Origin of the sequence: Rhodococcus sp. SORGH_AS_0303 (assembly GCF_030819335.1) — a bacterium.
In the GTDB taxonomy this organism is placed as follows: domain Bacteria; phylum Actinomycetota; class Actinomycetes; order Mycobacteriales; family Mycobacteriaceae; genus Rhodococcoides.
This window is the reverse complement of sequence record NZ_JAUTBO010000001.1, coordinates 486,703-506,827: the sequence shown is the minus strand read 5'-3', so window position 1 is coordinate 506,827 and position 20,125 is coordinate 486,703. Positions and strand designations below refer to the sequence as shown.

The 20,125-nt window shown below is 67.6% G+C and carries 18 protein-coding genes; 10 read left to right on the top strand and 8 right to left on the bottom strand.

The window, feature by feature from the left end; translation table 11 throughout:
* The first annotated feature begins 116 nt into the window (after nucleotides 1–116).
* The 3 genes from QE449_RS02400 to QE449_RS02390 all read left to right on the top strand — a co-directional run bounded on the left by QE449_RS02400 (nucleotide 117) and on the right by QE449_RS02390 (nucleotide 3,409).
* The gene (locus QE449_RS02400; protein WP_285186766.1) at nucleotides 117–794 is read left to right on the top strand and encodes a hypothetical protein; all 678 of its coding nucleotides are present in this window, start codon (nucleotides 117–119) and stop codon (nucleotides 792–794) included.
* Nucleotides 795–959: 165 nt separating this feature from the next.
* A complete protein-coding gene (locus QE449_RS02395; RefSeq protein WP_307108130.1) occupies nucleotides 960–2,576 on the top strand; it encodes an ABC-F family ATP-binding cassette domain-containing protein in 1,617 nt (538 codons plus the stop codon).
* A 26-nt stretch (nucleotides 2,577–2,602) separates the two neighbouring features.
* Entirely contained in the window at nucleotides 2,603–3,409 is an 807-nt protein-coding gene (locus QE449_RS02390) for an alpha/beta fold hydrolase (protein WP_307108129.1), read from the top strand.
* Here QE449_RS02390 and QE449_RS02385 read toward each other — a convergent pair.
* Nucleotides 3,390–3,809, bottom strand: a complete 420-nt coding sequence (locus QE449_RS02385; protein ID WP_307108128.1) for a rhodanese-like domain-containing protein — start codon at nucleotides 3,807–3,809, stop codon at nucleotides 3,390–3,392. The genes QE449_RS02390 and QE449_RS02385 overlap by 20 nt on opposite strands.
* A 93-nt stretch (nucleotides 3,810–3,902) precedes the next feature.
* Between QE449_RS02385 and QE449_RS02380 the strand changes: the two genes are divergently transcribed.
* The 5 genes from QE449_RS02380 to QE449_RS02360 all read left to right on the top strand — a co-directional run bounded on the left by QE449_RS02380 (nucleotide 3,903) and on the right by QE449_RS02360 (nucleotide 10,224).
* Entirely contained in the window at nucleotides 3,903–4,361 is a 459-nt protein-coding gene (locus QE449_RS02380; protein WP_307108127.1) for an Lrp/AsnC family transcriptional regulator, read from the top strand.
* A 277-nt stretch (nucleotides 4,362–4,638) separates the two neighbouring features.
* Entirely contained in the window at nucleotides 4,639–6,861 is a 2,223-nt protein-coding gene (secA2, locus tag QE449_RS02375; RefSeq protein WP_307108126.1) for an accessory Sec system translocase SecA2, read from the top strand.
* Between the two features lie 131 nt (nucleotides 6,862–6,992).
* Nucleotides 6,993–8,768 (top strand): amidohydrolase family protein, encoded by a 1,776-nt coding sequence (locus tag QE449_RS02370; RefSeq protein ID WP_307108125.1) that lies wholly within the window; start codon nucleotides 6,993–6,995, stop codon nucleotides 8,766–8,768.
* Entirely contained in the window at nucleotides 8,765–9,370 is a 606-nt protein-coding gene (locus tag QE449_RS02365; protein WP_307108124.1) for a TetR/AcrR family transcriptional regulator, read from the top strand. Before QE449_RS02370 ends, QE449_RS02365 begins: the two co-directional genes overlap by 4 nt.
* Nucleotides 9,367–10,224: an alpha/beta fold hydrolase gene (locus QE449_RS02360; RefSeq protein ID WP_222632210.1), complete on the top strand. Its 858-nt coding sequence runs from the start codon at nucleotides 9,367–9,369 to the stop codon at nucleotides 10,222–10,224. Before QE449_RS02365 ends, QE449_RS02360 begins: the two co-directional genes overlap by 4 nt.
* Before the next feature lie 8 nt (nucleotides 10,225–10,232).
* Here the strand turns inward: QE449_RS02360 and QE449_RS02355 are convergent, their stop codons facing one another.
* From QE449_RS02355 to QE449_RS02325, 7 genes are all read right to left on the bottom strand, one after another.
* The gene (locus QE449_RS02355) at nucleotides 10,233–11,447 is read right to left on the bottom strand and encodes a low temperature requirement protein A (RefSeq protein ID WP_307108123.1); all 1,215 of its coding nucleotides are present in this window, start codon (nucleotides 11,445–11,447) and stop codon (nucleotides 10,233–10,235) included.
* 51 nt (nucleotides 11,448–11,498) lie between these two features.
* Nucleotides 11,499–11,810, bottom strand: a complete 312-nt coding sequence (locus QE449_RS02350) for a hypothetical protein (RefSeq protein ID WP_307108122.1) — start codon at nucleotides 11,808–11,810, stop codon at nucleotides 11,499–11,501.
* A gap of 364 nt (nucleotides 11,811–12,174) precedes the next feature.
* Nucleotides 12,175–13,287 carry an ABC transporter ATP-binding protein gene (locus tag QE449_RS02345; RefSeq protein ID WP_027506158.1) on the bottom strand — a complete coding sequence of 371 codons (1,113 nt, stop codon included), beginning with the start codon at nucleotides 13,285–13,287 and terminating at the stop codon, nucleotides 12,175–12,177.
* An 11-nt stretch (nucleotides 13,288–13,298) separates the two neighbouring features.
* Entirely contained in the window at nucleotides 13,299–14,180 is an 882-nt protein-coding gene (locus QE449_RS02340; protein ID WP_027506157.1) for a carbohydrate ABC transporter permease, read from the bottom strand.
* Nucleotides 14,180–15,127 (bottom strand): carbohydrate ABC transporter permease, encoded by a 948-nt coding sequence (locus tag QE449_RS02335; protein ID WP_027506156.1) that lies wholly within the window; start codon nucleotides 15,125–15,127, stop codon nucleotides 14,180–14,182. Before QE449_RS02335 ends, QE449_RS02340 begins: the two co-directional genes overlap by 1 nt.
* Entirely contained in the window at nucleotides 15,127–16,476 is a 1,350-nt protein-coding gene (locus QE449_RS02330; protein ID WP_027506155.1) for a sugar ABC transporter substrate-binding protein, read from the bottom strand. Before QE449_RS02330 ends, QE449_RS02335 begins: the two co-directional genes overlap by 1 nt.
* 7 nt (nucleotides 16,477–16,483) lie before the next feature.
* Entirely contained in the window at nucleotides 16,484–17,506 is a 1,023-nt protein-coding gene (locus QE449_RS02325; protein ID WP_373428250.1) for a sugar-binding transcriptional regulator, read from the bottom strand.
* Between the two features lie 69 nt (nucleotides 17,507–17,575).
* Here QE449_RS02325 and QE449_RS02320 point away from each other — a divergent pair, with 69 nt between their 5' ends.
* Together QE449_RS02320 and QE449_RS02315 are read left to right on the top strand one after the other, a co-directional pair.
* Entirely contained in the window at nucleotides 17,576–18,598 is a 1,023-nt protein-coding gene (locus tag QE449_RS02320; protein WP_307108120.1) for an NAD(P)-dependent alcohol dehydrogenase, read from the top strand.
* The gene (locus QE449_RS02315; protein WP_307108119.1) at nucleotides 18,595–20,070 is read left to right on the top strand and encodes a mannitol dehydrogenase family protein; all 1,476 of its coding nucleotides are present in this window, start codon (nucleotides 18,595–18,597) and stop codon (nucleotides 20,068–20,070) included. Before QE449_RS02320 ends, QE449_RS02315 begins: the two co-directional genes overlap by 4 nt.
* Nucleotides 20,071–20,125: the final 55 nt, after the last annotated feature.

Below are 20,125 nucleotides of genomic sequence, written 5' to 3'. Positions count from 1 at the left end.
ACCGATCCGTCGGTCACACGACGCGACGAACTCTTGACGCTCGGCGCGACATGTGTAATCTTGTAATCACTGGCGTTGTAATCAAGTAATCGCGCCACTGAAGAAAGTAGAACATCATGAATCCCCATGACACCTTCCCCTTCGGGGAACGACCCTCCAGTCCCTTCGGTCGAGGTGACGCACCCCGGCGCGGTGGACCCCACGGACACGGCCGCGGTCGCGGCGCAAAGCGCGGCGAACGCGTCGGCCGGCCCGGCGGATGGCAGCAGAAAGACGTACCCGACGCAGGCGATGCGGAACAGTGGTTCCTCGGCCGCTTGCCCGACGACTGGTTCGACGGCACCGCCACGGTCGAGGTCGACCGTGAGGAGATCGTCGTGATCGGCGAGCTGAACGCCCCCGAGTCCGATGCCGGCGCCGAGGGCCGCATCGCTCGATTCCGCGAGTCCACCCGCGACGATCGGATGCGTATCGCCGACGAGGCCGAGGCACGCTACGGCCGCAAGGTCGCCTGGGGTGTCACCATCGACGGCGACACCACCCTCTTCACCCACCTCGCGGTGCCGGTCATGACTCGACTGCGTCAGCCGGAGCGCAAGGTGCTCGACACGCTCGTCGACGCCGGCGTCGCACGCTCGCGCGCCGATGCTCTCGCCTGGGCCGTGCGGTTGACCGGCGATCACATCGACCCGTGGCTCGCAGAACTGCGCGAGGCCATGGCGAAGGTGGACGACCTGCGGGCCCAGGGACCCGACGTCCGGAACACTCACACTCAGGACGACGAGACCGACTGATTCACAGCCGTATTCGACATCTCTGTTGACCGTTCTGCGCTGCCGACCTAGAGTTGGTAGCTCATCGTCCCCGACGAACGGACAGGCAGTTGCTCCTCTCGTAAGTAGTGCGGATCCCACCGACGCGCACGTCGCGGTGGCACGACACTCCTCTCGAGGTGCTCCATGTCAATATCACCCTCCGTCGTTCTCTCCGATCTCACCTTCTCCTGGCCCGACGGCCGGCCTGTCCTCGACGGCCTGGACGCATCGTTCATGCCGCGCCGGACCGGCCTCGTCGGCACCAACGGAGCGGGCAAATCCACTCTGCTGCACCTGATCACCGGGCGGTATCGACCGCAGCGCGGGTCCGTGCGCGTCACCGGCACCGTCGGCCATCTTCCCCAGCAGGTGGTCATGAACGTCTCGGACACCGTCGCCGATCTCCTCGGCATCGGAGACGTCCGACGGGCCCTGGCACGCATCGAGCACGGCAGCACCGATCCCGACGACTTCACCGTCGTCGGGACGGACTGGGACGTCGAGGAGCGCACTCTCGCGTTGCTCGACTCGGCCGGCCTCGGCGAGAGTCTGGGCACGGCAGCAGATCTCGATCGACCGATGAGAACCCTGTCGGGGGGCGAGTCGACGCTCGTCGCACTCGTCGGTCAGGTGATCCGGCGGCCCTCCGTCCTGCTTCTCGACGAACCGACGAACAACCTGGACCAACGAGCTCGCTCCGCTCTGGGACGAGTACTCGACGAGTTCTCCGGCGCCGTCGTCGTCGCGAGTCACGACCAGGGCCTGCTCGACACCATGGACGACATCGCCGAACTCCACTCGGTACGGTCGTCGCCCGCGTCGCTCCGGATGTTCGGCGGGAACTGGACGCACTACCGGAGCGTCGTGGAGGGCGAGCAGGAGGCGGCGCGGTCCGCGGCGCGGTCGGCCGATCAGGATCTGCGCCGGCAGAAGCGGGATCTGGTCGAGGCGCAGACCACCGTGGCCCACCGGCGACGGATGGGAGAGAAGGCATCTCGCGAGAAGCGGGTACCGAAGATCGTCGCCCACAACCGGCGCAGCGCCGCACAGGAGTCGGCAGCCAAGTACCGCATCGGACACGAGGACCGTGTGGCGGATGCCCGCGCCCGCGCCGACGAGGCGCACGAGATGATTCGTGACGACACCGAGATCGTGGTGGACCTGCCCGAGACGGCGGTGCACGCGTCGAAGTCGGTGGCGTCGACGGGCGAGATGCTGCTCGATCTGGACGGTCGGTACCCGGACAGGACGGTCGAGCTCACCGTCGTCGGCCCGGAACGCATCGCGCTCGTCGGGGACAACGGAGTCGGCAAGACGACGCTTTTGCGATCTCTGGCGTCGTCGGTGCCGACCGCGGTGCTGCCGCAATCCCTCGACGTGTTCGACGACGACGCGTCCGTGGTGGAGAACGTCCGCCGCGCGGCGCCGGACACGTCGAACACCGACATCCGAACTCGGCTCGCTCGCTTCCTCTTCCGCGGTCGGCGCGCAGACGCGGTGGTGCGCACGCTGTCGGGCGGGGAGCGGGTGCGGGCGGCACTGGCGATGCTGCTGCTGGCCGATCCGGCTCCGCAGCTGCTCATTCTCGACGAACCGACGAACAACCTGGATGTCGCGTCGAGGACGCACCTGAGCACGGCGCTGTCGTCGTATCGGGGAGCGCTGATCGTGGTAAGCCACGACGAGGCGTTCCTCGATGCGCTGGGGATCACGCGACGGGTCGATCTGACCGCCGACGGGCTCACCTCGACGTCCACCTGAGATCGCCCACCTGCGACCATGGCACCGTGGACTTCGCGACGAACCCGGTGGACGGCACCCGCATCGCCTGGTCGGTGACGGGTGACCCCACCGGCCCGCCGGTGATGCTGGTGCACGGCAGCCTGTTGTCGCACCAGATCTGGCGCACCTTCGGCTACGTCCGTGCGCTACGCGACCGGTACCGCCTGATCCTCGTGGACCAGCGTGGACATGGCCGGAGCGAGGCTCCTCGCGACGTCGAGGCCTACTCGATGGACCGTGTCAGCGAGGATCTGGTCGCCGTCCTGGACGCGGCGGACGTGGCCGCCGCGCACTACGTCGGCTACTCGTTCGGCGGGCGGTCCGGCCTCAATCTGGTCACCCGCACTCCCCAGCGTGTCGCATCACTCGTCGTGGGCGGAGCCGGATCGGGGCCGCAGAAGGGCGCGCTGGACAGCCTGTTCTTCGACGGCAGCGCCGACGTCCTCGCCGAACGGGGAATGGACGGGTTCGTCGACGAGTGGGCGAACCGCCGCGGCTTCCCGGTCGACTCCGGCACCCGAGCCGCGTTCCTGCGCAACGACTCCGAAGCGTTGGCCGCCTACTTCCGGGCATCGGACGACGATCCCGGTATCGCCGACGACGCCGTCCGCGCCATCACGGCGCCGACACTGTTCTACGTCGGCTCCCGCGACGTCCAGCGTATCGACGACACCCGTCGCACCGCATCGCTGATCGCTGGCGCCGAGTACGAAGAGCTCCGCGGGTACGACCACGCGACGGCCGTGGCCGCGCCGGAGGCCGTCGAGCTCGTGTCCAGGTGGCTGAGTGAGGTCACGTCGTCGGAGCGGTGAGCGGATCGGGTGCTCGCCGTGTACGTCCGGTGTCGGACACGACGGCGAAACCTTCCCGTGCCCAGTACTCGAATCCTCCGATCAGTTCCCGCACGCGGGAGTAGCCGAGGCGACTGAGCGCCAGGGCCGCTCGGGTGCTGCCGTTGCATCCCGGTCCCCAGCAGTAGACGACGATGTCGGCGTCGCGATCCGGCTCCACCTCGGCGATGCGCGTGCCCAGATCGGCCCCGACGATGTGCACCGCTCCGGGAATGCGTCCCGCACTCCAGGACGCGTCCGAACGAACGTCGATGACCAGCGGCCCCGCACCGCGGGAACGCTCGGCGGCGAGATCGGCGGGATCAGTCTCGAACCTCAGTTTCGCGGCGAAGAAGTCGGCGGCGGACGGTGTCTGTTCCATGACCTCAGCCAATCCTGTTCGGGCGACTGAGAGAAGTGGTGATCACCGGCTGATCGCACGATCCGGCGTCGATCGGCCGGTATCGTTTCCGTTGTGCCGCGTAATTCACACCCCGAAGTCGACGAGATCGACCGGCGACTGCTGGACGAGCTGCAGAGCGACGGGCGCGCGAGCGTTGCACATCTGGCCCGAGTGGTGAACCTGTCGTCGAGTGCGACGGCCGACCGCGTCCGTCGCCTGACCGACATCGGCGTCATCACCGGCTACTCCGTCACCGTCGACACCGAGGCGCTCGGCTACACCGTCACCGCATTCGTCCGCCTGGCGTACCCGTCGGGCAATTACGGTCCGTTCGACGCACTGGTGGCGTCCACCCCGGAGATCATCGAGGCGCATCACGTCACGGGTGACGACTGCTTCATCATCAAGGTCCTCGCCCGCTCGATGCGGGATCTCGAACGCGTCACCGGCCGGCTCGCCACCCTCGGCTCCATCACCACCAACGTCGTGTACTCGAGCCCTCTCCCGAGTCGGCGCATCACTCCTGCGTGACGGCCCGCCGGTGGCATGGACCTTCGAACAACGCATGTCGCGCAGCCATGCGATGCCCACGGTGACCATGGTGAACGTCGTCCTCTCGAAGCCGTCCGGCCGCGACCGTCTCAGATGAGGCGGTTCCCGCGTCGGACGCGCTGCGACAACGGGTGTGCGCACCCCTTCTAGTGACCGCACACCCCTCCCCACCGGCCGCAGACCGTGTGCGCTCACCGCTGGGGGTGTGCACACGGCTTGCGGCCGCACCTACGGGCCCGTCGGTAGCCTGGCGAACATGGCGTCACGGTTCTGGTCCCTGCTCGGTCGTTCGGTCGCGAAGGGGCATGCGCGGTCGCGAGGTGCCGTGGATGCCGCCCGAGCGCTCGAGGTCCGCCACCGCGACCTCGACGCGGACGGTCTGCGTGCCGCGGCCGACGGTCTGCGCGGAGCCGGCTCCCTCGACGTGCCCGCGTTCCTCGCGCTCGCGCGCGAGGCGTCCGATCGTGCGTTGTCCCTGCGCCCCTTCGACACTCAGCTCTACGGAGCCGTGCGGCTGCTGGAGGGCGACGTCATCGAGATGGCAACGGGTGAGGGGAAGACGCTCTCCGGCGCCGTCGCGGCCGCCGCCTACGTGCTGCAGGGCAGGGACGTGCACGTGGTGTCGGTCAACGACTTCCTCGCGCGACGCGACGCCGAGTGGATGGGCCCGTTCTACGACGCGCTCGGAGTCACGGTCGGGTGGATCACGGCGGAGTCGACGGCGGACGAGCGGCGCGCTGCCTACGGGTGCGATGTCACTTACGCCTCGGTCAACGAGGTGGGCTTCGACGTGCTGCGCGATCATCTGGTAGACGATGTCGAATTGCTCGTCTCCCCGACCGCGGACGTCGCCGTCGTCGACGAGGCCGACTCGGTGCTCGTCGACGAAGCTCTGGTGCCCTTGGTTCTCGCCGGTTCGATCGATCAGGACGTGTCGGCCGACGACGTGCTCGACGCCGTGCGATCCCTCGACGCGGACACCGACTGGGAGGTCGACGCCGAGCGTCGCAACGTGTTCCTGACCGATGCCGGGGCCGAGAAGCTCGAGGACGCACTGGGCGGGATCGATCTGTACAGCGAGGAGCACGTCGGCACCACGTTGGTGCGCGTCAATCTCACCCTGCACGCAGAGGTGTTGGTACGCAGGGATGTCGACTACATCGTGCGGGACGGTCGGGTACAGCTGGTCAACGCCTCCCGCGGCCGTGTCGCGGAGCTGCAGCGTTGGCCGGACGGTCTCCAGGCCGCGGTCGAAGCGAAGGAAGGCCTGGCGCGCACGGAGACCGGGCAGGTCCTGGACACCATCACCGTGCAGGCCCTGATGGGTCGGTACCGCCGCGTGTGCGGAATGACCGGAACGGCTCTCGCAGCAGGAGAACAGCTTCGGACGTTCTACGGCCTCGGGGTGTCGGTGGTCGAGCCGAACGAGCCTCTCGTCCGCGTCGACGAGGTCGACCGCGTGTACGCCACCGCTCCCGAGAAGAACGCGGCCGTCGTCGCCGCGGTGTTGGAAGCCCACGCCACGGGGCAGCCCGTCCTCGTGGGGACGCACGACGTCGAGGAGTCCGAGTCTCTGGCCGCCCGCCTCGAGGACGCCGGAGTGCCGGTGGTCGCCCTCAACGCGAAGAACGACGCGGAGGAGGCCGAGATCATCGCGCGGGCCGGACTGCGCGATGCGGTGACCGTCTCGACGCAGATCGCCGGCCGCGGCACCGACATCAGGCTCGGGGACGGCGTGACCGACCTCGGCGGCCTACTCGTGATCGGCACCGCGCGGTACGTCACCGAGCGCCTCGACAATCAACTACGGGGACGCGCCGGGCGACAGGGTGATCCGGGCCGCTCCGTGTTCTTCGCCAGCTGGGACGACTCGCTCGTGACGCGCTACCTGGAGAAGAGCGATCGCCCCGGCCACCCCGACGACACGGGCTTCCTCGAGTCGGAGGTCGCGGCCAAGCGCATCGACCACGCGCAGCGCGTCGCGGAGGGCGCGATGCTCGACACCCACGCGTCCACGTGGCGGTACAACCAGCTGACCGCCCAGCACCGCGACATTCTCGACACGCGTCGGGCCGCGCTGCTCGGCACCGACGAAGCGTGGGACCTGCTGACCACCCGTAATCCCGAGCGTGCCGCGGAACTGGAGGCCGTCGACTCCGACGCCCGCGTACGCGCCGCCCGGCGCATCGTCCTCCACCATCTCGACCGCGCGTGGTCCGACTACCTGGCGCACCTCGGCGATGTCCGCGAGAGCATTCATCTCCGGGCACTCGGCCGACAGAACCCGCTCGACGAGTACCACCGCATCGCGATCGAGGCGTTCGCCGAGGTGCAGTCCCGTGCCCTCGAGGAGTCCGACCGCACCTTCCTGACCTCGACGATCACCGACGACGGTGTGGACCTCGAGTCGGCGGGGCTGGTGCGTCCGTCTTCGACCTGGACCTATGTTCGCGAGTCGCACCGTCCACTCGCGTTCTGAGTGGCCTTCGGCCCCGTGCGCCCTTTGCGTATCCGGAGATGCGCAAAAGGCACACGGGGGACGAAGTCCCACTATTGCGAGTGATCACTCTCTAAGTTACGGTGAGCCCATCGCACAGTGATGGAGGTCACATGAACGAGTCGCACTTCGATGTGGTGATCAGCGGCGGGACCGTCTTCGACGGAGATGGTGGGCCGGGAGTTCGCCGCGATGTCGGCATCGTCGACGGCGTGGTCCGTGCCGTGTCCTCGGACGCGCTCGACGTCGGACCGGACACCGAGGTCATCGACGCCACCGGCCAGTGGGTCATGCCGGGATTCGTCGACGTGCACACTCATTACGACGCGGAGGTCCTGGTGGGGCCGGGCCTGAGCGAGTCGGTGCGCCACGGCGTGACGACGGTGCTACTCGGCAACTGTTCGCTCTCCACCCTGTACTCCACTCCCGTCGACATCGCCGACCTGTTCAGCCGCGTCGAGGCCCTCCCCCGCGATCACGTGCTCAAGGCCGTCGACACGCACAAGACCTGGTCGGGCCCGGAGGAGTACATCACCGCGCTCGAGCGCCTCCCGCTCGGACCGAACATCGCTGCGCTGGTGGGGCACTCGGACCTGCGCGCCCACGTCATGGGACTCGACCGGTCGACCGACCGCTCCCAGCGACCGACGCGCGAGGAGACGGCGCAGATGGCGGACGCTCTCGAGAAGGCACTCGACGCGGGCATGCTCGGCATGTCCACGATGACCAATCCCTGGGACAAGCTGGACGGGGATCGATACCGCTCGCGCTCGCTGCCGTCGTCCTACGCGTCGTGGTCGGAGTTCCGGCGTCTGCACAAGATCCTGCGTCGCCGCGGCCGTCTGCTGCAGAGCATTCCGAACCTGAACACCAAGTACGACATGGTGTTCTTCCTCGGCGCCGCGACGGGCATCGGCCGACGCGCACTGAAGGTCTCGCTGCTGGCCGCCGCCGACGCCAAGGCCTCGCCGTGGATCCACCACATCTTCGGTCCGCTGGCCGCTGCGGTGAACGGACCGGGCAAGGGGCAGTTCCGCTGGCAGCACCTGCCCACGACGTTCGACGTCTACTCCGACGGAATCGACCTGGTCGTGTTCGAGGAATTCGGTTCCGGCAGAGCAGCTCTGCACCTTCGTGAGGAGCTCGGCCGTAACGAACTGCTGAAGGACGAGGCGTATCGACGCTGGTTCCGCGCCGACTTCGAGAAGAAGTTCTCCTCCCGTGTGTGGCACCGAGACTTCGGCGACGTCATCATCACCGAATGCCCCGACTCGTCCGTCATCGGCAAGAACATCGCAGAGTTGGCACGGGAGCAGGGGATCCACGTCGTCGACGCCTTCCTCGACCTGGTGGTCGAGCACGGCCGGAAACTACGCTGGCACACCACCATCGCCAATCATCGCCAGAAGCAGATGGACAAGCTGATCACGAAGCCCGGTGTGACGGTGGGGTTCTCCGATGCCGGGGCGCACCTGCGCAACATGGCGTTCTACAACTTCGGCATCCGCCTGCTGCGGCGCGTGAACGACGCCCGCGAGTCGTTCCTGACGGTCGGCCAGGCGGCTCACAAGCTCAGCGGCGAGCTCGCCGACTTCTACGGCGTCGACGCCGGCCACCTGCGTCTCGGCGATCGCGCCGACATCGTCGTGGTGAATCCCGCCGGCCTGACGGACGAGGTCGACGCGTACAACGAGGAGACTATGCCGGAATTCGGGGGTCTCAGCCGCATGGTCAACCGTAACGACACCGCGGTCACCGCGACGCTCGTCGGCGGACGAGTCGCGTATCGCGAGGGCCGATTCGCCTCCTGGTTCGGGGTGTCCGAGCGGGCGGGCCGATTCCTGCGAGCGGGCGTGAGGACACCTGCGGCCACTACCGTGTCCGTGTGAGACGAACGCAGGAAGAGCGCCGCACCGACACCATCGCGCGACTCCTCGACGCGACCATCGCGTCGCTGTGCGAGAAGGGTTACGCCGCCACGACGGTCAACGAGGTGGTGACCCGCGCGGGAGTGTCGTCGGGTGCGCTCTTCCGGCACTTCGCCACCCGTCTCGATCTCGTCGTGGCCGCGGCGGACGAGGTCCGGAGGCGCCAGTTCGAGGAGTTCCGCGCCGGGCTGTCCGGCTTCGGCTCGGCGTCCGTCGAGCACTGCCTGACGTTGCTGCGCGCCGCGTGCCGGGCGCCGATCAACGGTGCCTGGTACGAGCTGCTCATCGCCGCCCGGAGTGACGATGCACTGCGGGAGCGTCTCATTCCGTTCACCGTGCGCTACCACCAGGAGATCACCGACCTCGGACGCTCGCTGCCGATCGCGGGCACGATTCCCGCGGCGGAACTCGATACGGTGCTCTTCACGGTGGTACACCTCCTCGACGGGGAAGCCCTCTCCGCCGTGGTGCATCCGCAGCCCGAGCAGGACGAGGTGCGGCTGCACCTCGTCGCGCGACTGCTCCGAGGAGAGTCGCTGTACAGAAGGAGCGAGGCAGGATGACCGAGCCGCACAGCAGGTGGACCGCTCACTCGACGGGTGCCGCACTGGCCGTGTTCGAGTACGGCGATCCGGAGTCGGACACGACGGTGCTGCTCGTGCACGGGTATCCGGACGACCACACCATGTTTCACCCGATGATCGACGCCATCGGTGATCGCGCCCGCGTCATCGCCTACGACACGCGCGGTGGTGGCCGCACCGTCGTCGAGCACCCGGAACGGTCCGAGTCGTTCGCCATCGAACGCCTGGCCGACGACACCTATGCGGTGGTCGAGTCGATCCCCGATCTCCGCGGAGCGGTCCACGCCTTCGCCCACGACTGGGGTTCGGTGCAGATGTGGGAGCCGATGCGCGATCCCCGCGCCGCCGAGGTGTTCGGATCGTTCACCTCCGTCTCCGGTCCCAGCATCGACCACCTCCGCGAGACGTCGCGTCGGCGCGGACTGCGGCCCACCCAGTGGCCGTCGGTGCTCGGTCAGCTCGCCCGGTCGTGGTACATCTGGGGCTTCCACGTGCCGGTCCTGGGAAAGTACGTTCCGACTCTGTTCGTCCAGGCCGGTCCCGCGGACCCCGCTCCCGCCGCGGATCCGCTGAACATGCAGCGCGGTGTCGAGCTCTACCGCGCCAACATCATTCGGCGCATGCTGTCCGGGCCACCACCGCGGTGCGACGTACCCACACTCGTCGTGGTTCCGCTGAAGGATCGCTTCCTCTCCCCCGATCTGGTCCAGGACGTCGACCGCTGGGTCCCCGACCTGACCGTCCTGGAGGTCGACGCGAAGCACTGGTGGCCCTGGAGTCACCCGGGAGACGCGGCGGACGTGCTGCTCGACCACGCCGGCCGGGACCGATAGCCCCGGCGTCAGGTCTCGGTCGTGTCGACCGGACTGCGGCGCCGACGGATCACCCCGGTGACGACGGCCGTGATCGCGCCGACAGCGAGGACGATGGCCGAGGCGAACGGGAGCCTGGTGTCGACGAGACCCAGCACGACGACGACGGGAATGGCCAGCGCCGGCCACGGGAACACCGTTCTCCAGTCGCCGGAACTCCAGCCGAGAACGGCGCAGATCCCGACGACGAACAGCGCCACCCCACCGGACAGGGCCCAGCGCCCGGCATCGGTCAGTTCGCCGACGGGATGCAGGACGTACTGCTGGATCCCGACGCCGAGGAGAGCGACACCCAGGGTGAGAGGGAGGTGCCCGTAGACGTACCCGTCGGCACGGCCACTGCCCACCACCCGCTCGTCGTCCTGGATCTCCGTCTTGGCCTCCGCGCCGCCGATGTCGAAGCACATCCACCACACGGCTGCAGCGATCGTGAATCCGAGTGCCGCGACGGCGACGGACGAGAACATCCAGTGGGTGTCGTGCATCCCGAGCACCACAGCCGAGATCGACTCACCGAGAACGAGAATGACGAAGAGCCCGAACCTCTCCGGCAGATGCTCGAGGTGCAGCGGAACATCCGGTCCCCAGTGGGTCGCGGCGAACGGCGCCGCGGCCTCCACCACGATTCCCACCGCCCACAGCAGGTAGGTGATCGGTGACGGGGTGAGCAGCGAGACCGTCCAGATCACGATACTGACGCCGGTGGCCGCGAGGTACAGATCGATCGTGACGCGGACGTCGGGGATGTGCCGCCGTGCGCGAAGATACAGACCGGCGAGAATCACCCGCGTCGCGATGTACCCGGCTCCGAAGGCGACGGTCCCGTCGCCGCCCACCGCCGTCGCGGCACTGGCGGCCATCACCGCCACGGCGAAGGTGGCGGCGAGTTTCAGCAATCGGTACAGGACGTCGTTCGTGTCGAACCTGTTGGCGTACAACGTGGTGGTCACCCATGACCACCACGTGACGGCGAAGATTCCCGCGAACTCGGCGATGCCCTGCCAGCGAAGGTCGTCCTTCAGTGCGAGTGCGAGTTGGTGCACGACCAGCACGTAGGCGAGGTCGAAGAACAGCTCCAGCCGGGTCGCGCCGCGATCGGCCTCGGTCCGTAACTTCGGCGGTCGCACCAGCGGAGTGCGCTGGTCGGCTCCCGCGTCGGTATCGTCGTCCGGTGTCGTTGCCACGTCATCACCACTCTGCGGTTGCGACCCGGACAGACCTCGCGGATCGGGCGATCAGCCGACGATGCGCGACACTACGCCGCGAGTGACCTCCTCGGGACGAAACTGCTCGCTCGCGTCCTGCGCCTTCAGACGTCCGTAGTCGTTCTTCAGCAGTGCTGTCGCACCGGCGAGATGGACACCGATGGCCGCGGCGTTCACCGGCGTCCACCGATCCCATCCCTCGTTGGTGACAGCCCCGGTGGAGGCGGCGGTGTCGGCGTTCGACGACGCCTCGTTCAGTGCGACGGCATTGGCGAGGGTTCCGCCGAACCAGGCCGCGAGTCCGACATCGTGGAGCAGGTGGGCACGGGTGGCACGGGCCATGAGAATCTCCTGTGTCGAGAGCGAGTGCCTCGAACTACCCTCGTGCCGTGCGCTGAAACGTGTCGACCGGTCCAGGACGTCGACCGCCGGGTGCCGGACCTGACCGTCCCGGAGGTCGACGCGAAGCACTGGTGGCCCTGGAGTCACCCGCGAGACGCGGCGGACGTGCTGCTCGACCACGCCCACAGGAACCGACAGCCCGCAGGCGAGTGTGAGTACACGCGATCGACGAACACTCTGCCGATCCGCAGAATCACCGGCGGTCCTGTGGCCGCACGCTCACATGCGAGGTCCCGCGACGGTGGACGGGTGTGGGAACGGTCTTCCCGGCACGTTCCCACACCCGAGTCTTGCCCCCTGCGGCTCAGGCCCCGATCCGCTCCCCCGAGGTCGGGTGGAACAGGTACGCGGTGCCCTCCTGCTTGGTCAGCGTGACCTTCTCGCCGATCCGCGCGGGTGCCCTCCTGGGAGAGCGTGCCACGATCGTGGCCGGTGTGCCGTCCGAGGCGCGGATCCGGGTGTCGTCGAAGCTGGCGTAGAGGTAGCTCTCGTTGCCCAGTTCCTCCACGAGGTCGACGGTGACCAGCAGTCCGTCGTCGTCCGCGGAGCCGATCGCGAGCTGTTCTGGACGCAGGCCGAGGGTCACCTCGTCGAGTCCCGCGGCGGCGATGGCGGTGAGCTGGTCGCGCTCGAGGGGGACGGTGCGCTCACCGACCTTCAGGCCGCCGGACACGACGGGCACCGTGAACAGGTTCATCGCCGGCGAGCCGATGAATCCGGCCACGAAGGCGTTGACCGGGTGGTCGTAGAGCTCGGTCGGCGCGGCGAACTGCTGCAGCTTGCCGTCCTTGAGGATCGCGACGCGGTCGCCCATCGTCATGGCCTCGACCTGGTCGTGGGTGACGTACACGGTGGTCGTCCCCAGCCGACGCTGCAGCGCGGCGATCTGCGTGCGTGTCTGTACCCGCAGTTTGGCGTCGAGGTTCGACAGCGGCTCGTCCATGCAGAACACCTGGGGCTCACGGACGATCGCGCGGCCCATGGCGACGCGCTGCCGCTGACCGCCGGAGAGCTTGCCGGGCTTGCGATCCAGGTACTCGGTGAGGTCGAGGAGTCGGGCCGCCTCGGCGACGCGGGCCTGACGCTTCTCGAGGCTGACCCCGCGCATCTTGAGCGCGAAGCCCATGTTCTCGCCGACGGTCTTGTTGGGGTAGAGCGCGTAGTTCTGGAACACCATCGCGATGTCGCGGTCCTTGGACGGCACACCGACCATGTTCTTCCCGCCGATCTCGATGGCACCGCCGTCGATCTCCTCGAGACCGGCGAGCATCCGCAGCGCGGTGGATTTCCCGGAGCCCGACGGGCCGACCAGGACGACGAACTCGCCGTCCTGGATGTCGAGGTCGAGCGAGTCCACCGCCAGCTTGTCGGCGCCGTCGTAGATGCAGGACGCTTGCTTGTACGAGATTGCAGCCATGGTTCTTTCTCCTACTTGATGGCGCCGAAGGACAGGCCGCGCACGAGCTTGTTCTGCGCGAACCATCCGGCGAGGACGACGGGGAGGGCTGCGAACGTCGCAGCGGCGGAGAGCTGGGCCCAGTACAGGCCCTGCCCGGTGATGAAGCCGACGAGGTAGACCGGAATCGTCTGTGCCTGAACGGCGGTGAGGTTGACGGCGAAGAAGAACTCGTTCCACGAGAAGATCACACAGATCAGCGACGTGGCCGCGATGCCGGGCGAGACCAGCGGCAGGATGACCTCCCGCACCGATGTCCACAGCGAGGCACCGTCCATGCTCGCGGCCTCGAGCAACTCGCTCGGGACCTCGAGGAAGAACGACCGCATCATCCACACCGCGATCGGCAGATTCATCGCCGTGTACAGGATGATGAGCGCCCAGATGTTGTCGAGCAGACCGATGTCGCCGACGATGACGTACAGCGGCACGATGGCCGCCACGACCGGCAGCATCTTCGTCGAGATGAAGAAGAAGAGCACGTCCTGCGTCTTCTTCACGGGACGCAGCGACAGGGCGAATGCAGCCGGGACACCCAGCAGCAGAACGAGAATCGTGGACACGACGGTCGCGAAGGCCGAGTTGAGCAGCGTGGTGCCGATGCCGCTCTCGAGAACGCCGCGGTACTGGTCGAGGGTCGGGGTGAAGAAGATCTTCGGCGTCGCGGTGTACGCATCGGCTTCCTGCTTGAACCCGGTGATGACCATCCACAGGACCGGGAAGAAGAAGGCGATGCCGGCGACCCAGGCGACGAAGGACCAGATCGATCCGGGCCCCCATCGCTTCTTGCGTGTGATCGGCGCGGTGACGCTCGGAGTTCCGCTGCCGGCGCTCCGCTCGGTGGTGGTACTCATCAGGCAGCCTCCTCTTTCCCGCTGAAGCTCGTGAAGATCAGTCGCAGCGCCAGTGTGCTGACGACGATGGTGGCCACCACGGTGACGACGCCCATGGCCGCGGCCTGGCCGATGTCGAAGCCGAGGAACGCTCGTTGATAGATGTAGAACGGCAGGTTCGACGACGCCACACCCGGGCCGCCGGACGTCATCATGTAGACGGCGTCGAAGGTGTTGATGAGGTAGATGGCGCCGAGGACCGCTCCGAGCTCGATGAAGCGTCGCAGATGCGGCAACGTCAACTCGCGGAACAGTGCGACGGGCCCGGCGCCGTCCACCCGCGCCGCCTCCGCGATGTCCTTCGGCATCGACTGCAGTCCCGCCAGGATGAGCAGCATCATGAAGGGGGTCCACTGCCAGACGAGGTTGGTCATGACCGCGGCGAGCGGGAACCGCGAGACCCAGTCGATCTGGTCGACCCCGAACGGGCTGAGCACGAAGTTGATGAGGCCGAACACCGGGTCGAACATGGTGGTCTTCCAGATCAGTGCACCGGCGACCGGGGTGATGAGGAACGGAGTGATCAGCAGGGTGCGGATCAGACTGCGGCCGATGAACTTACGGTCCAGCAGCAGTGCGAGCACCAGGCCCAGCGCCACCGAGATGATCACCGTGCCCACGATCATGATCACCGTGTTGAACGCGACCGAGCGGAACTGGCTGTCCCGGAACACGTCCACGTAGTTGTTCAGACCGTTGAACTCCCGCGATCCGGGGCGCACCAGGTTCCACGACTGCGTCGAGTAGTACAGCGTGAACAGGAACGGGATCTGCGTGACGACGATCGCGAAGACCATGGCCGGCAGCAGGGGACCGCGGCGCCGCCACCCCTCCGCCTTCGAGATCACCCGTTCGCGAGGAACGAACGGCGTCTCGGATCTCGCCGAGCCGACTTCGGTCGTGGTCATCACTGATCCTCCTGATACGTCTTGCCGACCACCTCGGCGTACTGCTGCGCTTGAGCGAGCGCGTCCTGGACGCTGATCTGTCCTGCCACGGCGGCGCTGATCTGCTGACTGACCCGAGTGCCGAGATCCTGGAACTCGGGGATGGTGAGGAACTGGACGCCGGTGTACGGCACCGGATCGACCGTCGGGTTCAGCGGATCGGCATTGTTTATCGAGTCGAGCGTGACCTGACCGAAGGCGGCCGACGCCTCCTTGTACTCCGGGATCTCGTAGGTGGACAACCGGCTTCCCGGTGGCACCCGCTCCCAGCCGAGCTCGGTGCCGACCTTCTTCAGGTACTCCTTGTTCGTCATCCACGACACGAACTTCCAGGCGTCGTCCGGGCTTTCCGACGTCGTCGGGATGCCGAGCGACCAGGAGTACAGCCACCCGTTGTCGCCCTTTGCCGCCGACGGGGCCTTGGCATACCCGATCTTGCCGACGACGTTGCTCGACGTGGGGTCCTCGAGCACCGACACCGCCGAGGTGGCGTCGTACCACATGGCCGTGTTGCCCTGTGCGAGTTGCGTTCCGCACTCGCTGAAGCCGCTCGTCGCCGCGCCGGCCTGTCCGTGCGACCGGACCAGGTCGACGTAGAACTGCACGGCTTCCTCGACCTGCGGACTGTCGAGTTGCGCGTTCCAGTTCTCGTCGTACCACCGGCCGCCGAAGGCGTTGATGACGGTGTCGAGGGGCGCGAGCACCTCGCCCCAGCCGGGCTTGCCACGCAGGCAGATGCCGGACATGCCCGGACGGTCGAGTGTCGCGGCGGCCTCGGCCACCTGGTCCCAGGTGGGCTCGGCCGGCATCGTGATGCCTGCTTCCTCCATCAAGTCCTTGCGGTACATGAGGAAGGACGACTCACCGTAGAACGGCACCGAGTACATGCTTCCCTCGTAGGACAGCGACTCCTTGAGCGACGGGATGAAATCGTCCTCGTCGTATCCCGGTGTGGCCTGCGCGTACTCGGACAGATTGGTGAGCCACCCGTTCTCGGCCCATTGCGGCGTCTCGTAGTTGCTGATCATCACCACGTCGAACTCACCACCGCCAGTGGCCACCGACGCCGTGATCTTCGCGCGCGCCTCGTTCTCGGACAGCGAGACGAACTTCAGGTTCACACCCGGGTTCTCGGCCTCGAACTCCGGTGCGAGCGAGATCGCGTCGGACATCTGCGAGTTGGAGACGATGGCCACGGTGATGGTCGTGCCGCCACCGTCACCTCCGAACGATCCCGCGCCCGCGCAGCCGCTCGCCGTCAGCACGGTGGCTGCGGCGAGGGCGGCGAGTGGGACGAATCGTGATGTCACGTCGGTACTACCTCGATTCCTTCATGGGGTTGCTGCCGTGCTCGTCGAGAAGGTCCAGAGCACAGGCGATATCGGTCACCAGGACGGTGGCGAGACGGCCGCGCAGAGCGGCCCGGATCGCGGCGTGCTTGCGCGCACCGCCGGAGATGAGGAGCGTGGTGGCGCAGTTCCGGATGTCGTCCAGCGGCACCGAGACCGTGCGGTCGGTCAGTGAGCTGTCGACGTCGGCGCCTTCGGAGTCGAAGAACCGACCGCCGATCTCACCGACCGCACCGAGTCGATCGAGTTCGGACAGGAGGTCGGCGTCGAGGAAGCTTCCCTCGAACAGCGTCGTCGACGTCGACACCGGGCCCAGTCCGAAGAACATGAGATCCGCGGTGCGTCCGGCGTCGAGCGCCTTGGACATCAGCGAGTCCTGTTGCAGCGCCACGACCGTCGCCGGGTCGGCGTAGAGAGGGGCGTTGAGCCGCATCGGCGTCGCCTGCAGTTGCTCGGCGCAGCGGGTGAGGACGAAGTCGACACCGGTCTGGTAGTCCGCGGTGCTCATGGATCCGTCCAGCTGCACCACGCGGGCGCAGCGGCTGCCGCGTCCCTGGAGCGACTGCGCCACCGCGACCGTCTCCGGCCCCCACGTGAAACCGAGCGTGTGAGCAGGCTGCACGCGCCGGGTGAGGATGCCCGACGCGGCGCGCCCCACCGCGTCGTACCGACCGCCGGCGTCGTCGATGGTCGACGTGACCACCAGCGCCTCGTCCAGGCCGTACCGCTCCTCGAGTCGACGTTCGAGATCGGTGTGCACCGATCCGCTGATCTCCTCGGGCACGTGGATCTCGATGCGCACGAGCCCGTTCGCCCGAGCCCGAGCGACGAGTCGACCTGCCGTGGGACGGGAGACACCGAGCTTGGTGGCGATCTCCGCCTGGGTCGCGCCCTCGACGTGGTACATCGTCGCCGCACGCAGCGCGAGCCTCAGCTCGTCGCTCGAACTCGGCGTCGTCACGATGTCGCTCCTGGTCGTCGGGGTGAGCATCTGCTCACCTGGTGTTCATCTGCTCACTTAAGCTAACATCCAGGTGTGATCCACACAACAGTCGATTCCATGCGTGCCGCAGTTCTCACCGAACCGGGACACATCGAGACGCAGACGCGACCTGTGCCGACGCCGAAGGCAGGTGACGTCCTCGTCCGGGTGGCATCCGTCGGGGTCTGCGGATCGGATGCGCACTACTACCGCGAGGGTCGCATCGGCGACTTCGTCGTCGAGTCGCCGCTCGTTCTGGGCCACGAGGCGTCGGGTGTGATCGTCGCCGTCGGTGACGGCGTCTCCCCTCGGCGAGTCGGGTCGCGAGTGTCCATCGAGCCGCAACGACCCGATCCCGACAGTCGCGAGACCCGATCGGGCCACTACAACCTGTGCCCCCACATGGAGTTCTATGCGACCCCTCCCGTGGACGGTGCCCTCTGTGAGTACGTGACTATCGGATCCACGTTCGCGCACGACGTACCCGACGCCGTGTCCGACGACGCCGCGGCCCTCTTCGAGCCCCTGTCGGTGGCCATCGCGACCGCACGCAAGGCCGGGATCACCGGCGGCTCGCGAGTGTTGATCGCGGGCGCCGGGCCGGTCGGAGTGCTCACGGCGCAGGTCGCACGCGCCTTCGGCGCCACGGAGATCGTCGTGTCGGACATCTCGGCCGACCGCCGCGCCAACGCCACGCGGTACGGGGCGACCCGCGTGATCGACCCGGCGGACGAGTCGGTGCACGACCTCGACGTCGACGTGTTCGTCGACGCGTCGGGCGCACCCCGCGCAGTGCAGGACGGGATGCGCGCCGTGCGCCCTGCGGGCAGAGTGGTGCTCGTGGGCATGGGCGGAAACGAGTACCCGATTCCCGTGTCCGTGATCCAGAACCGGGAACTGTGGGTCACCGGCGTCTTCCGCTATGCCGACACCTGGCCCACCGCACTGGAACTCGTCCGCACCGGACGAGTCGAGCTCGACAGCATGGTGACGGGTCGGTTCGACCTGGATCATGTCGAGGACGCACTGAATCACGACCGCACCGACGGCAGCATCAAGGCTGTCGTCACCGTGACACCCAGTCAGGAGACCCTCTCGTGAAGCTGTCCGCTGCCACCCTCGCCCAGCTTCCCGACGACGTGGACGTGCCACGGTACGACCGCTCGGCGATCACCACCGGGATCGTCCACTTCGGCGTCGGCGGCTTCCACCGTGCGCACCAGGCGATGTACGTCGACCGGCTGCTCCGCACCGACTTCGAGTCCGCGTCGAGCTGGGGCATCTGCGGCGTGGGCGTGCTGCCGGGTGATCGCCGTATGAAGGACGTCATGGACGCCCAGGACTGTCTCTACACCCTGGCACTGCGGCACTCCGACGGCTCGTGGGACACCTCGGTCATCGGATCCATCACCGAGTACCTCTTCGCGCCGGACGATCCCGAGGCGGTGATCGAGAAGCTCGCCCACGCCGACACCCGCATCGTCTCTCTCACCGTCACCGAGGGCGGCTACAACTTCTCTGCCACCACGGGCGAGTTCGACGCCGAGAACCCGGCTGTGCGAGCGGATCTGGCCCCCGATGCGGTACCGGGCACGACCTTCGGACTGGTGTGCGAGGCGTTGTCCCGCCGGAAGGATCGCGGGCTCGCGCCGTTCACCATCATGTCGTGCGACAACATCGAGGGCAACGGACACATCGCCCGATCGACCTTCACCGCGTTCGCCCGCCTGAAGGATCCCGCACTGGCACAGTGGATCACGGACACCGCGCAGTTCCCCAACTCCATGGTCGACCGCATCACGCCCGTCACCACACCCGACGTCGTCGACCAGCTCGCCTCACGGTACGACGTCGAGGACCGGTGGCCCGTGGCCGCGGAGCCGTTCACCCAGTGGGCCCTGGAGGATCACTTCACCCTCGGCCGGCCGCCGTTCGAGGACGTGGGCGTGCAGGTCGTCGACGACGTCACACCGTACGAGCTGATGAAGCTGCGTCTGCTCAACGCGAGCCATCAGGCCCTCTGCTACGTCGGATACCTCAGTGGCTACCGGCTCGTGCACGACGTCACGCAGGACGCACTGTTCGCCGAGTTCCTGTTGCGCTACATGGACGAGGAAGCCACTCCCACGCTGCAGCCGGTTCCCGGAATCGACCTGGCCGAGTACAAGAAGACGCTGATCGAGCGCTTCTCCAATCCGGAGATCCGGGACACCGTGGCCCGGCTCTGCGCCGAGTCGTCGGACCGGATCCCGAAGTGGCTGGTCCCGGTGGTGCGCACGAACCTCGGGTCCGGAGGACCGGTCGCCCTGTCCGCCACGGTGATCGCGAGCTGGGCGCGCTACGCCGAGGGTGTCGACGAGCAGGGTGAGCCCATCGAGATCGTCGACCGTCTGAAGGACACGCTGACCCCGCTGGCTCGGCAGCAGCGCGAGGACCCCCTCGCGTTCGTGCGGAACCGCGAGTTGTTCGGCGATCTGGTGGACGATCCGCGCTTCGTCGACGCCTACACGTCGGCTCTCGACTCCCTGCACACCCGCGGAGCCCGCGCCACCGTGGAGTCGTCGGTGCGCTGACGCCCGTGAGCCTTGTGCGCATCCCTGGACACGCACAAGGCTCACGGGGGCCGAA